Below are 13,147 nucleotides of genomic sequence, written 5' to 3'. Positions count from 1 at the left end.
ACCACGAGAACGGGGCCCGCAGGGGGCCTCGCACACCAGAGAACCCGGCTGCCCGGCGCTCTAGCCGTACGTGTCCCCGGGCCCCACGGACCCCGGCGCCCGCAGCGGCCCGTACGCCCGCCGCGGCGCCCCCGGCCCCAGCACCTTGATGACTCGCACCGTCCCGTGCCCCAGGTCCTCGTTCAGCCGGGCCACCAACCGCGGCGCCAGCAGCCGCAGCTGCGTAGCCCACGCAGTGGAGTCGCACTGCACGGTGAGGACCCGCGCGTCCGGTTCGTCGTCGAACTTCAGCGGTACGCAGTGCTTCGCCAGGTCCTCGCCGACGATCTGCGGCCAGCGCCCCATGACGCCGCCGACCGCCGCCGGGGTCTCCCACCCGCGCTCGGTGATCAGCCGGTTGATCGCCGCGCCGAGCGCCATCGGGTCGCGCCCGTCGGCGCGCGCTCCGGAACGCAGCCCGCCCCCGCGCCGGGCCTGCTTCTTCTGCTGCGCGGCGGCGCCCCGCGCCTTCGCCTGCTCCTTGGCCGCGCGCAGCGCGACCCGCGCCAGGTCGATGCCCGAGGCCTCGGGAACCTTCGGTCCCTCCGGCTGCTCCGGCGCCCCGGCGCCCAGGGACGGCTGCTCGCTCATACCCGCTCCACCGTCCCGCCGGCCACCTCGTACCGCGTCCCCGCGAGGACCCCCGGCACGTCGTCGTCCACCGCCGCCGTCACCAGGACCTGCTCGCCGCCCGCCACCAGCTCGGCGAGCCGCTCGCGCCGGCGCGCGTCCAGCTCGGCGAAGACGTCGTCGAGGACGAGGACCGGTTCGTTGCCCTCGGAGCGCAGCAGGTCGTACGAGGCGAGGCGGAGGGCCAGCGCGTACGACCAGGACTCCCCGTGGCTCGCGTACCCCTTCGCCGGCAGGTCGCCGAGCTTGAGCAGCAGCTCGTCCCGGTGCGGTCCGACGAGCGTGACGCCCCGCTCGATCTCCTGCTTCCGGACCTCGGCGAGCGCGGCGACGATCTGCTCGTACAGCTCCTCGCGGGTGTGCCCGGCGCCCGGCGCGGAGGGGCGGTACTCCAGCAGAATCGGTCCGCCGCCCGGCGCCAGCTGCTCGTACGCCTTGTCGGCGAGCGGCTGCAGGGTGTCGATGAGGTCGAGGCGCTGCGCGAGCAGCTCCGCCCCGGCGCGCGCGAGGTGCTGGTCCCAGACGTCGAGCGTGGACAGGTCCATGCCCCGGCCGCCGTGCCGCCGGGCCATCGCCGCCGACTTCAGGAGCGTGTTGCGCTGCTTGAGGACGCGCTCGTAGTCGGAGCGCACGCCCGCCATGCGCGGTGTCCGCGCGGTGATCAGCTCGTCGAGGAAGCGCCGCCGCTCACCGGGGTCGCCCTTGATCAGGGCGAGGTCCTCCGGCGCGAACAGCACGGTCCGGACGATTCCGAGCACGTCGCGCGGTCTGACCTGTGAGGACCTGTTGATACGGGCGCGGTTGGCCCGGCCGGGGTTGAGTTCGAGCTCGATCAGCTGGGAGCGCTCGCCCTGGGTGACGGCTGCCCGGATGACCGCGCGCTCGGCCCCCATCCGTACCAGCGGGGCGTCCGAGGCGACGCGATGGCTGCCGAGGGTGGCGAGATAGCCGACGGCCTCGACGAGATTGGTCTTGCCCTGGCCGTTCGCGCCCACGAACGCGGTGACGCCCGGGTCGAGCGGAACCTCGACCCGGGCGTACGAGCGGAAGTCGGCCAGCGAGAGATGCGTGACGTGCATGGTGGGCGCCGACCTTCTTCCCCCGGCGGCTGTGCACCGCGGGGTGCACAGCCTGTGGATTACTTCTTGGTCTCGACCGCGTGGCCACCGAACTGGTTGCGCAGCGCGGCGATCATCTTCATCTGCGGGGAGTCGTCCTGACGGGACGCGAACCGCGCGAACAGCGACGCGGTGATCGCCGGCAGCGGTACGGCGTTGTCGATGGCGGCCTCGACGGTCCACCGGCCCTCGCCGGAGTCCGACGCGTAGCCGCGCAGCTGGTCCAGGTGCTCGTCCTCGTCCAGCGCGTTGACCGCGAGGTCCAGCAGCCAGGAACGGATGACCGTGCCCTCCTGCCAGGAGCGGAAGACCTCGCGCACGTCGGTGACGGAGTCGACCTTCTCCAGGAGCTCCCAGCCCTCGGCGTAGGCCTGCATCATCGCGTACTCGATGCCGTTGTGGACCATCTTCGCGAAGTGGCCGGCGCCGACCTTGCCCGCGTGGACCGAGCCGAACTCGCCCTCGGGCTTGAGCGCGTCGAAGATCGGCTGGACCTTCGCCACGTCCTCGGCGGAGCCGCCGTACATCAGCGCGTAGCCGTTCTCCAGGCCCCAGACGCCGCCGGAGACGCCGCAGTCGACGAACCCGATGCCCTTGGCGGCGAGCTCCTCCGCGTGCTTCTCGTCATCGGTCCAGCGGGAGTTCCCGCCGTCCACGACGATGTCGCCGGGGGAGAGGAGAGCGGCCAGCTCGTCGATCGTGGACTGGGTCGCGGCACCGGCCGGAACCATGACCCACACGACCCGCGGACCCTTGAGCTTGCCCACAAGCTCTTCGAGGCTGTGGACATCGGCGAGGTCCGGGTTGCGGTCGTATCCGATGACGGTGTGGCCTGCGCGGCGGATGCGCTCGCGCATGTTGCCGCCCATCTTGCCGAGACCGACGAGACCGAGCTCCATCAGAGATTCCTTAAGCGTCGTGTGCGGTTTACCCGGGTCCGAGCCTACGCCCGGCCCCGGGTGCACACCTGTGGGGTCAGCCGCTCAGGCGACGACCCGTACGAGCAGGTCAGCCGCTGAGCCGCACCGGCATTCTGCGCCTTCCCGGGGGACGACCCCCGGACCCCCGGTACGAACCGCCAGGCGTCAGCCGCTGAGCCGCACCGGCATGATCAGGTACTTGTAGGCCTCGTCCGCCTCGGCGTCCAGGGCGGGCTTGCCGCTGAGCAGCGCCGGCTTGGTGGAGGTCGTGAAGGAGAGCTGGGCGACCGGGGAGTCGATCGCGCTCAGGCCGTCCAGGAGGAAGGTCGGGTTGAAGGCGATCGAGATGTCGTCGCCCTCCAGCTGCGCGTCCACACGCTCCACAGCCTGTGCGTCGTCGCTGGAGCCGGCCTCCAGGATCAGCACGCCCTGCTCGAAGCTCAGCCGGACCGGCGTGTTGCGCTCGGCGACCAGGGCCACGCGCTTGACGGCCTCGACGAAGGGCGCGGTCTCGATCACCGCGACCGAGTTGAACTCGGTGGGGAAGAGCGTGCGGTACTTCGGCAGGTCGCCTTCGAGCAGCCGGGTCGTGGTGCGGCGGCCCGCGCCCTCGAAACCGATCAGGCCCTCGCCCTTGCCGGAGCCCGAGAGCGCCAGCGTGACCGTGTCGCCGCTCGTGAGCGCCTTCGCGGTGTCCAGGAGGGTCTTCGCGGGCACCAGGGCGACCGCGGAGGCGTCCGGGGACTCCGGCTTCCACAGGAACTCGCGGACCGCGAAGCGGTAGCGGTCGGTGGAGGCCAGGGTGACCGTGTCGCCCTCGATCTCGATGCGCACACCGGTGAGGACGGGCAGCGTGTCGTCACGGCCGGCGGCGATGGCCACCTGGGCGGCGGCGGAGGCGAAGACCTCACCGGGGACGGTGCCGGTCGCGGTGGGCATCTCCGGCAGCGCCGGGTACTCCTCCACAGGCAGGGTGTGGAGGGTGAAGCGGGAGGAGCCGCAGACCACGGTCGCCCGTACACCGTCTGTGGAGATCTCCACGGGACGGTTGGGGAGGGCGCGGCAGATGTCGGCGAGCAGCCGGCCGGAGACGAGGACGGTGCCGTCCTCCTCGACCTCGGCCTCGACCGAGACCCGGGCGGAGACCTCGTAGTCGAAGCTCGAGAAGCTCAGGGCGCCGTCCTCGGCCTTCAGGAGAAGGCCCGCGAGTACGGGCGCCGGCGGACGGGCCGGGAGGCTGCGGGCCACCCAGGCCACCGCCTCGGCGAGTACGTCGCGCTCCACCCGGATCTTCACCGGAACCGCCTCCTGCTTGTTGCTGGCTCTTCGTCGACTGAGAGAACCAGTCTGACGTACGCCGCCGACACTCGGTGCTGCTCGGGGTCAAGTCGCGACGAGGGCGCGTCGGAGCTCCGGCGGCGAGTTGTGCACAGGCCCCACTTCGAAGCGGATTCCTAGCTAACTCTAAGTGGGAGTAGTAGTAGGGCCTGTGGAAACGGTGGATAACGTCGTTTTCGCAGGTCAGACCCGTTTTTTTGTCCACCGACCCTGTGGGTGGAACCCGTGGAAAACCAGGGTTCTCTGTGGACACCGAAAAGTTCTGCACACCCGGTACACAGGCCATGGGGAGTTCTCCCCAGCGCTGTCCCCAGCTTTACCCACGTTCCCCACAGCCCAACCGTCCCCCTTGGTGTGACGGCTTTCACTCGACGCGGTGAGGAGGGGTGATTCGTTGCCGAACAGTGGACAGGGGTGTGGAGAAGCTGTGGGCAACCGACAGCCCCCTGTGGGCAGCCGGTGGACAACTTTCCGGTCCCCCTGTGGACGAAAATTTCATCCACAGGCTGTGGAAAGAAGTTGCCAACAAATCCACAAGTGCCTGACCTGGGGTGATGAACTGTCACCAGCCCGGCCTGTGGACACAATCCGGATAACTCGACAGTCCCCACCCTGTGGACGGGAGATCATCCCTCAATCTGTGGAGAACCCGCCACCGGAACGGAGTAATCGAACACCCCGCGCTCGTACACAGCTGTGCACGGCGAACAGGGGCGCCCCCGGAGCGGGTTCGAGAACGCCGAAGGGCGGCCCTGGAGGGGCTCGAGAACGCCGAAGGGCGCCCCGGGAGGTGTCCCGGGGCGCCCTTCGGCCGGCTGCTGTCGCCGCTGTCGCGGCGGTCCGTCAGCCGTTCTTGATGCGGTTCGTGAGCTCGGTGACCTGGTTGTAGATGGAGCGTCGCTCCGCCATCAGGGCACGGATCTTCCGGTCCGCGTGCATCACCGTCGTATGGTCGCGGCCGCCGAACTGCGCGCCGATCTTCGGCAGCGACAGGTCCGTCAGCTCACGGCACAGGTACATCGCGATCTGCCGCGCCGTCACCAGGACCCGGCTGCGCGACGATCCGCAGAGGTCCTCCACCGTCAGCCCGAAGTAGTCGGCCGTGGCCGCCATGATCGCGGGGGCGGTGATCTCCGGCGAACTGTCCTCGCCGCCGGGGATCAGGTCCTTGAGGACGATCTCGGTGAGCCCCAGGTCCACCGGCTGCCGGTTGAGGCTCGCGAAGGCCGTCACCCGGATCAGCGCGCCTTCCAGCTCACGGATGTTCCGCGAGATCCGGGAGGCGATGAACTCCAGCACCTCCGGCGGGGCGTTGAGCTGCTCCTGCACGGCCTTCTTGCGGAGGATCGCGATCCGCGTCTCCAGCTCGGGCGGCTGCACATCGGTGGTGAGACCCCACTCGAAGCGGTTGCGGAGCCGGTCCTCCAGGGTCACCAGCTGCTTGGGCGGCCGGTCCGAGGAGAGCACGATCTGCTTGTTCGCGTTGTGCAGCGTATTGAACGTGTGGAAGAACTCCTCCTGCGTCGACTCCTTGCTCGCGAGGAACTGGATGTCGTCGACGAGCAGGATGTCCACATCGCGGTAGCGCTTGCGGAAGGCGTCGCCCTTGCCGTCGCGGATCGAGTTGATGAACTCGTTGGTGAACTCCTCGGAGCTCACGTACCGCACGCGCGTGCCCGGGTAGAGGCTCCGCGCGTAGTGGCCGATGGCGTGCAGCAGGTGGGTCTTGCCGAGCCCCGACTCCCCGTAGATGAAGAGCGGGTTGTACGCCTTCGCCGGCGCCTCGGCCACCGCGACGGCGGCGGCGTGCGCGAAGCGGTTCGAGGAACCGATGACGAAGGTGTCGAAGAGGTACTTGGGGTTCAGCCGCGCGTGCTGCTCGCCCGGCGCGCCGGAGCCCTGCCCGGAGGAGGAGGGACCGGGACCGCCGTGGACCGGACCGCCGCCCGGCCGGGGACCGGGGCGGGCGCCGCCCTGCGGGTCGGGCAGCTCGGCGCGCTGCGGCTGCTCGTAGCCCCGGGGGTCGTCGTAGCGGGACTGCCGGGACTGCTCCGGGCCGGTGTACGGCGCGCGCTCCTGGTAACCGCCGAGCCGCGGCTGCTGCCAGGACAGGTCCTCCTGGGTGCGCGGCCAGGAGCCGGGGTCGGGCCGCTGCGGCTGCTGGTAGTCCGGGTAGGCCGGGCGTGCGGTGGGCAGCCCGTCGTCGGGCATCGGACGGTGACCGTAGCCTTCGTACTTCTCGTACGGCTCGTGCTGCGGGCGCTCGTCGTAGCGGGGCTGCTGCGCGGGAGGCGCGGGCGGGGTCGGCTCGCCGACGGAGTCGTCGACGGTGATCGCGATCCGGATCGGGCGTCCGCACTCACGGCTCAGGGTCTCGCTGATCAGCGGGGCCAGCCGGCCTTCGAGGACGCGCTTGCCCCACTCGTTGGGCACGGCGAGGAGAGCGGTGTCGGCGACCAGGGCCAGCGGCTGGCAGCGCTCGATCCACTGCTTGTCCTTGGCCTCGATCCCCTGCTGCCCTTCGCCCAGGAGCTGCTCGAGGACGCGTGGCCACACTGCGGCAAGATCGGCAGGTACGTCAGCCACGGGGCACGCTTTCTCGCAGGTCCCACGATGGTGTGGTTCTCGGGGACGGTGGGTCGAAGTCCGTGAGGACGGGTCCGTTGAGGACAGGTGAGGACAGAACGGAAAAGACTGTGGAGTCTCACCACGGTAGTCGGGGCGGCTGACGTGGTTCAAGTTGTTGTCCACAGCCTGTGCATAATGGACCATGGCGACAGGTCGGTTTGACCGGATGGCGTAGCCGCGCGTACCGTGACCAGGTCGAGTTGTCGATGGCTGCTGCCGCCTGCCTCCGATGGGCAAAGATCACGATCTGTGGTCGCGAAGCGGTGCTATCGGGCGTTACGAGCTACTCGTGGGCGCACGGTGACAGCCAGGCGATGTCCCGCCACCACCCGAATCATTTCTGGAGCCCCCGAGTGAGCAAGCGCACCTTCCAGCCGAACAACCGTCGTCGTGCGAAGACCCACGGCTTCCGCCTGCGCATGCGTACCCGCGCCGGCCGTGCCATCCTGGCGAACCGCCGTGGCAAGGGTCGCTCGAGCCTGTCCGCCTGATCCACTTAATCAGGTCATGACGTGCTGCCTACAGAGAATCGGCTGAGGCGGCGCGAGGACTTCGCAACCGCGGTACGCCGAGGTCGCCGGGCCGGTCGCCCGCTCCTCGTCGTCCACCTACGCAGCGGTGCAACGGACCCGCACGCGCCTGGGGAGAGCGCTCCCCCGACGCGTGCGGGTTTCGTCGTGAGCAAAGCCGTAGGCGGTGCGGTCGTACGCAACCAGGTGAAGCGTCGCCTGCGCCACCTTCTCCGCGACCGACTCATAGAGCTGCCCCCCGGTAGCCTGGTGGTCGTACGGGCGTTGCCCGGAGCCGGTGACGCCGACCACGCACAGCTGGCCCGAGACCTGGACGCCGCTTTTCAGCGGTTGCTGGGAGGGGGCGCGCGATGAAGTACCCGCTGCTGGCTCTCATCAAGCTGTACCAGTGGACGATCAGCCCTCTTCTGGGGCCCGTCTGCCGGTACTACCCGTCGTGTTCCCACTACGGATTCACGGCCATCGACCGGCATGGCGCGATCAAGGGCACGGCCCTGACCGCCTGGCGGATCCTGCGGTGCAACCCGTGGTCGCCCGGCGGCGTGGACCATGTCCCCCCGCGGAAGCGCCCTCGCTGGCACGAAATGCTGAGGAACGCGCTGCGCGGCGACAAGGGCGGGTCCACCGCCGAGACGAGCCCGGCCGCCGAGACCTCGCCCAATGCTCAAGGAGCCTGATTAGTGGACACGATTGCCAGTCTGTTCAGCTTCATCACCACACCTGTCTCATGGGTGATCGTCCAGTTCCACAAGCTGTTCGGGGCGATCTTCGGCCCTGACACGGGCTGGGCCTGGGGCCTGTCGATCGTGTGCCTCGTGGTGCTGATCCGTATCTGCCTGATCCCGCTGTTCGTCAAGCAGATCAAGTCGACCCGGAACATGCAGGCGCTCCAGCCGAAGATGAAGGCGATCCAGGAGCGCTACAAGAGCGACAAGCAGCGTCAGTCCGAAGAGATGATGAAGCTGTACAAGGAGACGGGTACCAACCCGCTCTCCTCGTGCCTTCCCATCCTGGCGCAGTCGCCGTTCTTCTTCGCCCTGTACCACGTGCTCTCCTCGATCGCCTCGGGCAAGGAGATCGGTGTCATCGACGGCCCGCTGCTTGCCAGCGCCCGTCAGGCACACATCTTCGGTGCCCCGCTGGCCTCGAAGTTCACCGACAGCGCCGCCGCGGTCGCCGCTCTCGACGCGTCGATCACCTCGGTCCGCATCGTCACCGCGATCATGATCGTCCTGATGTCGGCCTCGCAGTTCTTCACGCAGCGCCAGCTGATGATGAAGAACGTCGACCTCTCGGTGAAGACCCCGTACATGCAGCAGCAGAAGATGCTCATGTACATCTTCCCGGTGATCTTCGCCGTCATGGGCATCAACTTCCCCGTCGGTGTCCTCGTCTACTGGCTGACCACCAACGTGTGGACCATGGGCCAGCAGATGTACGTGATCAACCAGAACCCGACCCCGGGCAGCAAGGCCCAGGACTCCTACCTCCAGCGTCTGCTGAAGAGCATCACCGCCCACGGTGAGGTCCGCGGCCGTCGCCGGAAGACCATCGTGAAGTTGATCGTCGCCAAGGCCACCAGCGATCGCAACGAGAACGAGCGCCGCTTCTTCTCGGGCCTGACCAAGGCCGGTTTCGCGGCCCAGGCCGACGGCACCGTGATCAAGAGCGACACGATCGAGGCCGAGGCCGAGGGCGGCGGCGCCGCCAAGCGGCAGCAGCCCAAGCGCCAGTCCAAGGCTCAGCGCCAGGCCGCCGCAGCGCAGCAGGCCGCGGTGAAGGACGCCGAGGAAGGCTCCGAGCCGGCCGCCGAGCAGGCGACCACCTCGCTGGAGAAGAAGCCGCAGGGTTCGGCGAAGGCCGACGCTGAGGCTGTCGCCGAGGCCGAGACGAAGGACGAGGCGAAGGACCAGGCGCAGGGCGACAAGCCCGCGCGTCCCCGCGCCAACTCCGGAGGCTCCCGCCAGGGCAAGTCCGGTCAGCGCAAGGGCCAGCAGCGGCCCAAGCACCCGTCGTCCAAGAAGTAAGAAGGAGACCGTCCGTGACGGAAGGCATCACCTCCGCCGCCACCGAGGGTGGCGACACCCTGACCCGCCTGGAGCAGGAGGGTGAGATCGCGGCCGACTACCTTGAGGGTCTCCTCGACATCGCCGACCTTGACGGCGACATCGACATGGACGTCGAGGCGGACCGCGCCGCGGTCTCGATCGTCAGCGACTCCAGCAGCCGCGACCTGCAGAAGCTCGTCGGCCGCGACGGCGAGGTCCTGGAGGCTCTCCAGGAGCTGACCCGCCTGGCCGTGCACCGTGAGACCGGTGACCGCAGCCGGCTCATGCTCGACATCGCGGGTTTCCGCGCCCAGAAGCGCACCGAGCTCGCAGAGCTGGGCGCCAAGGCCGCGGATGAGGTGAAGTCGAGCGGCCAGCCGGTCAAGCTGGACCCGATGACCCCGTTCGAGCGCAAGGTCGTGCACGACGCGATCGCCGCCGCCGGTCTGCGCAGTGAGTCCGAGGGCGAGGAGCCGCAGCGCTTCGTCGTCGTACTTCCGGCCTGATCCCTCTCGTAGTGTCGGCCCCGTCTGTTCGCAGGCGGGGCCGATCTTTGTCAGCCTGATAGTCAGCCACCACAGTGCGCTCGCAGGGATTGCGTGCGGTACGGAAGGACGGTTCCCGTGACGGAGGCAGCGGAGCTCCCGGAGGCCCCGGAGCAGGCGCGGACAGTCTTCGGTGAGTACTTCCCGGAGGCCGTGCGGTACGCGGAGCTTCTCGCGGACGCGGGTGTGAAGCGCGGCCTGATCGGCCCGCGCGAGGTCCCGCGACTGTGGGAGCGGCACATGCTGAACTGTGCCGTCCTCTCGGAGGTCGTCCCCGAGGGCGTCACGGTCTGCGACGTGGGCTCGGGCGCCGGTCTTCCCGGCATCCCGCTGGCTCTGGTCCGTCGCGACCTCAAGATCACTCTTCTGGAGCCGCTGCTGCGCCGGACGAACTTCCTCCAGGAAGTCGTCGAGCTGCTGGGCCTCGACCACGTGACCGTGGTCCGTGGCCGCGCGGAGGAGATGCTCGGCAAGATCACACCTGTCCACGTGGTGACCGCTCGCGCGGTGGCCCCGCTGGACCGGCTGGCCGGCTGGGGCGTTCCCCTGCTCCGCCCGTACGGCGAGATGCTGGCCCTCAAGGGCGACACCGCGGAGGAGGAGCTCAACGGCGCTCGCGCCGCACTCTCCAAGCTCGGTGTGGTGGAGACCTCGGTGCTGCACGTGGGTGAGGGGATCGTCGATCCGCTGTCCACGGTCGTCCGGGTGGAGGTCGGCGAGAGCCCGGGTGGGGTGCGGTTCGCCGCAAAGCGAGCCAAGGCAGCCCGGACGAGCAAGACCCGCCGACGCCGCTGAGCGTCGCATACGTACCATTTCGGAGTGTCGAACGGCTCCGACCGGGCAGCAGGGGCATGGTGTTTCACGTGAAACGTCGCTCCCTGCTGCAGGGGATCATCAGCCGCGGCCGCGCGGCTGCCACGCCCCGGGACCGTAAGCCCCGCGTGAAGCCACTCGCGAGGGTTACGGAGTTGTCCACAGAGGTGGATTCACCCACAGAACCACCGACCTCGCTGGTTCACGACCCCGAAAGCATGGCAGGCTCTGCTCATCGCGAGCCTGAAGCCGAGGAGAGTGAATCCTTGCGGTCCGACGCCAACATCGCGGGACCGATGACCGATCCGGTCCCCGGTCCCCGAACCGAATCGGTGGGGGAGGATGTTTCACGTGAAACATTGCCCCCGATGGACGACACCCCCATTGGTCGTGCTGCCCAACTGGCAGTAGAAGCCCTGGGTCGTGCCGGTGAGGGACTTCCCCGACCGGCCCAGACGCGCGTGATGGTGGTCGCCAATCAGAAGGGCGGCGTAGGCAAGACGACCACGACGGTCAACCTTGCCGCGTCCCTGGCCCTGCACGGTGCCCGGGTCCTGGTCATCGACCTGGACCCGCAGGGCAACGCTTCCACGGCGCTGGGCATCGACCACCACGCCGAGGTCCCCTCGATCTACGACGTGCTGGTGGACAGCCGGCCGCTGTCCGAGGTGGTGCAGCCGGTCCTGGATGTCGAGGGCCTCTTCTGCGCCCCCGCCACCATCGATCTCGCCGGTGCGGAGATCGAGCTCGTGTCGCTGGTGGCGCGTGAGAGCCGTCTGCAGCGGGCTATCCAGGCCTACGAGCAGCCGCTCGACTACATCCTCATCGACTGCCCGCCCTCACTCGGCCTGCTCACGGTCAACGCCATGGTGGCGGGCGCCGAGGTGCTGATTCCGATCCAGTGCGAGTACTACGCGCTGGAAGGGCTTGGCCAGCTCCTGCGGAACGTCGAGCTGGTCCGGGGCCATCTGAACCCCGAGCTCCACGTCTCGACGATCCTGCTCACCATGTACGACGGCCGGACGAGGCTCGCCTCCCAGGTCGCGGACGAGGTGCGTACCCACTTCGCCGAGGAGGTGCTGCGGACCAGCATTCCGAGGTCCGTCCGCATCTCGGAGGCGCCGAGTTACGGCCAGACGGTTCTCACCTACGACCCGGGCTCCAGTGGTGCCCTGTCGTACCTGGAAGCCGCCCGTGAGATCGCCCTGCGGGGTGCTGCCCTGCACTACGACCCGCAGCACGCCCATACAGGGCACCAGAACAACCAGCGCAGCATGTCGGAGGGGATCCAGTGAGCAAGCGACCTAGGGGATTGGGACGTGGGCTCGGTGCGCTGATCCCCGCCGCTCCCCAGGAACAGAAGGTTCCGACGGTCGGCATCGGGGTGGGCGCGACCTCCCCCGGCGCTGCCTCCGGGCTGTCTGCGGAGCGGGGCGTGGCCGCCGCGAAGCTGGCGACGCTTCCGCACAGCAGCCCGTCCCCCGACGCGGTGGCGTCGTGGAGCGAGGCCGAGGAGGTGGTCCTGCCGGAGATCCAGGGCGGGGCCTACTTCACCGAGCTTCCGGTCGACGCCATCATTCCCAACCGGCACCAGCCGCGCGAGGTCTTCGACGAGGACGCGCTGGCGGAACTTGTCGTCTCCATCAAGGAGGTCGGCCTGCTCCAGCCCGTGGTGGTGCGCAAGGTCGATGACGAGCGCTACGAGCTCGTCATGGGTGAGCGTCGTCTGCGGGCATCGAAGCTGGCCGGCCTTGAGCGGATCCCGGCGATCGTCCGGGACACCGACGACGAGAAGATGCTCCTGGACGCCCTCCTGGAGAACCTCCACCGGGCCCAGCTGAACGCGATCGAAGAGGCTCACGCCTACGAGCAGCTGCTCAAGGACTTCGGCTGCACCCATGACCAGCTCGCGGAGCGGATCGGGCGTTCCCGCCCGCAGATCTCCAACACGCTGCGTCTGCTGCGACTCTCGCCGCCGGTGCAGCGGCGGGTCGCCGCCGGCGTGCTCTCCGCCGGCCACGCACGGGCCCTGCTCGGCGTGGAGGACTCGGAGGCCCAGGACCAGCTGGCCTACCGGATCGTCGCCGAGGGCCTCTCCGTGCGTACCGTCGAGGAGATCGTGAGCCTCATGGGCTCCGAGGAGCCCGCCGCGGTCAAGCCGAAGGGCCCGCGTGCCGGGGGGCGTGTCTCTCCCGCACTCACCGATCTCGCATCCCGGCTCTCGGACCGCTTCGAGACCCGGGTGAAGGTCGACCTGGGGCAGAAGAAGGGAAAGATCGTCGTCGAGTTCGCCTCGATAGACGATCTGGACCGGATCCTCTCGACCCTCGCCCCTGGTGAGGGGAAGGTCATGGACCACAAGAACACCGAGCAGGACTGACGCTCCCGCTGCGCTGAGGCTGCCCAGGGCGGGTCAGGTTCCGGTCTTCACCGGAGCCCGACCCGCCCTTTGCCTGCGAGCGGTGTCCCCCTGATCGCCCGGTCGATACGATTCTGAGAAGCGTATCCGTGCTCAAGGGCGAGGGAAGCGAGGGGAAA

At 69.0% G+C, this 13,147-nt stretch carries 13 protein-coding genes; 8 read left to right on the top strand and 5 right to left on the bottom strand.

The annotated features are described in order from the left end of the window. Positions 1 to 60 precede the first annotated feature (60 nt). The 5 genes from ACIBG6_RS18175 to dnaA form a co-directional block, all read right to left on the bottom strand. Positions 61 to 630, bottom strand: a complete 570-nt coding sequence (locus ACIBG6_RS18175) for a DUF721 domain-containing protein (protein ID WP_399223580.1) — start codon at positions 628 to 630, stop codon at positions 61 to 63. Then, the gene (gene recF, locus ACIBG6_RS18170) at positions 627 to 1,748 is read right to left on the bottom strand and encodes a DNA replication/repair protein RecF (protein ID WP_399223579.1); all 1,122 of its coding nucleotides are present in this window, start codon (positions 1,746 to 1,748) and stop codon (positions 627 to 629) included. The genes ACIBG6_RS18175 and recF overlap by 4 nt, the downstream gene beginning before the upstream one ends. A gap of 59 nt (positions 1,749 to 1,807) precedes the next feature. Next, positions 1,808 to 2,686 carry a phosphogluconate dehydrogenase (NAD(+)-dependent, decarboxylating) gene (gnd, locus tag ACIBG6_RS18165; protein ID WP_329622350.1) on the bottom strand — a complete coding sequence of 293 codons (879 nt, stop codon included), beginning with the start codon at positions 2,684 to 2,686 and terminating at the stop codon, positions 1,808 to 1,810. 186 nt (positions 2,687 to 2,872) lie between these two features. Further along, complete coding sequence (dnaN, locus tag ACIBG6_RS18160) at positions 2,873 to 4,003, bottom strand: DNA polymerase III subunit beta (RefSeq protein ID WP_015034855.1); 1,131 nt, start codon at positions 4,001 to 4,003, stop codon at positions 2,873 to 2,875. Between the two features lie 885 nt (positions 4,004 to 4,888). Further along, positions 4,889 to 6,631: a chromosomal replication initiator protein DnaA gene (dnaA, locus tag ACIBG6_RS18155; RefSeq protein ID WP_399223578.1), complete on the bottom strand. Its 1,743-nt coding sequence runs from the start codon at positions 6,629 to 6,631 to the stop codon at positions 4,889 to 4,891. 395 nt (positions 6,632 to 7,026) lie between these two features. Here dnaA and rpmH point away from each other — a divergent pair, with 395 nt between their 5' ends. From rpmH to ACIBG6_RS18115, 8 genes are all read left to right on the top strand, one after another. Next, on the top strand, positions 7,027 to 7,164 hold the full coding sequence (gene rpmH / locus ACIBG6_RS18150) for a 50S ribosomal protein L34 (RefSeq protein ID WP_003967884.1): 138 nt from the start codon (positions 7,027 to 7,029) through the stop codon (positions 7,162 to 7,164). Positions 7,165 to 7,185: 21 nt separating this feature from the next. Next, on the top strand, positions 7,186 to 7,557 hold the full coding sequence (rnpA, locus tag ACIBG6_RS18145; RefSeq protein WP_079037505.1) for a ribonuclease P protein component: 372 nt from the start codon (positions 7,186 to 7,188) through the stop codon (positions 7,555 to 7,557). Then, positions 7,554 to 7,880 (top strand): membrane protein insertion efficiency factor YidD, encoded by a 327-nt coding sequence (gene yidD / locus ACIBG6_RS18140; protein WP_015034858.1) that lies wholly within the window; start codon positions 7,554 to 7,556, stop codon positions 7,878 to 7,880. Before rnpA ends, yidD begins: the two co-directional genes overlap by 4 nt. A 3-nt stretch (positions 7,881 to 7,883) precedes the next feature. Continuing rightward, positions 7,884 to 9,230: a membrane protein insertase YidC gene (gene yidC, locus ACIBG6_RS18135; RefSeq protein WP_399223577.1), complete on the top strand. Its 1,347-nt coding sequence runs from the start codon at positions 7,884 to 7,886 to the stop codon at positions 9,228 to 9,230. Positions 9,231 to 9,244: 14 nt separating this feature from the next. Next, entirely contained in the window at positions 9,245 to 9,757 is a 513-nt protein-coding gene (locus ACIBG6_RS18130; RefSeq protein ID WP_329622346.1) for a R3H domain-containing nucleic acid-binding protein, read from the top strand. 117 nt (positions 9,758 to 9,874) lie between these two features. Then, positions 9,875 to 10,591 (top strand): 16S rRNA (guanine(527)-N(7))-methyltransferase RsmG, encoded by a 717-nt coding sequence (rsmG, locus tag ACIBG6_RS18125; RefSeq protein ID WP_399223575.1) that lies wholly within the window; start codon positions 9,875 to 9,877, stop codon positions 10,589 to 10,591. Positions 10,592 to 10,827: 236 nt separating this feature from the next. Next, positions 10,828 to 11,904: a ParA family protein gene (locus ACIBG6_RS18120; protein ID WP_317597196.1), complete on the top strand. Its 1,077-nt coding sequence runs from the start codon at positions 10,828 to 10,830 to the stop codon at positions 11,902 to 11,904. Further along, on the top strand, positions 11,901 to 12,989 hold the full coding sequence (locus ACIBG6_RS18115) for a ParB/RepB/Spo0J family partition protein (protein ID WP_399223574.1): 1,089 nt from the start codon (positions 11,901 to 11,903) through the stop codon (positions 12,987 to 12,989). The genes ACIBG6_RS18120 and ACIBG6_RS18115 overlap by 4 nt, the downstream gene beginning before the upstream one ends. The last annotated feature ends 158 nt before the right edge of the window (positions 12,990 to 13,147 follow it).

The sequence above is a fragment of the Streptomyces sp. NPDC050842 genome, assembly GCF_044456565.1.
In the GTDB taxonomy this organism is placed as follows: Bacteria; Actinomycetota; Actinomycetes; order Streptomycetales; family Streptomycetaceae; genus Streptomyces.
This window is presented reverse-complemented; position numbering and strand designations above follow the sequence as displayed.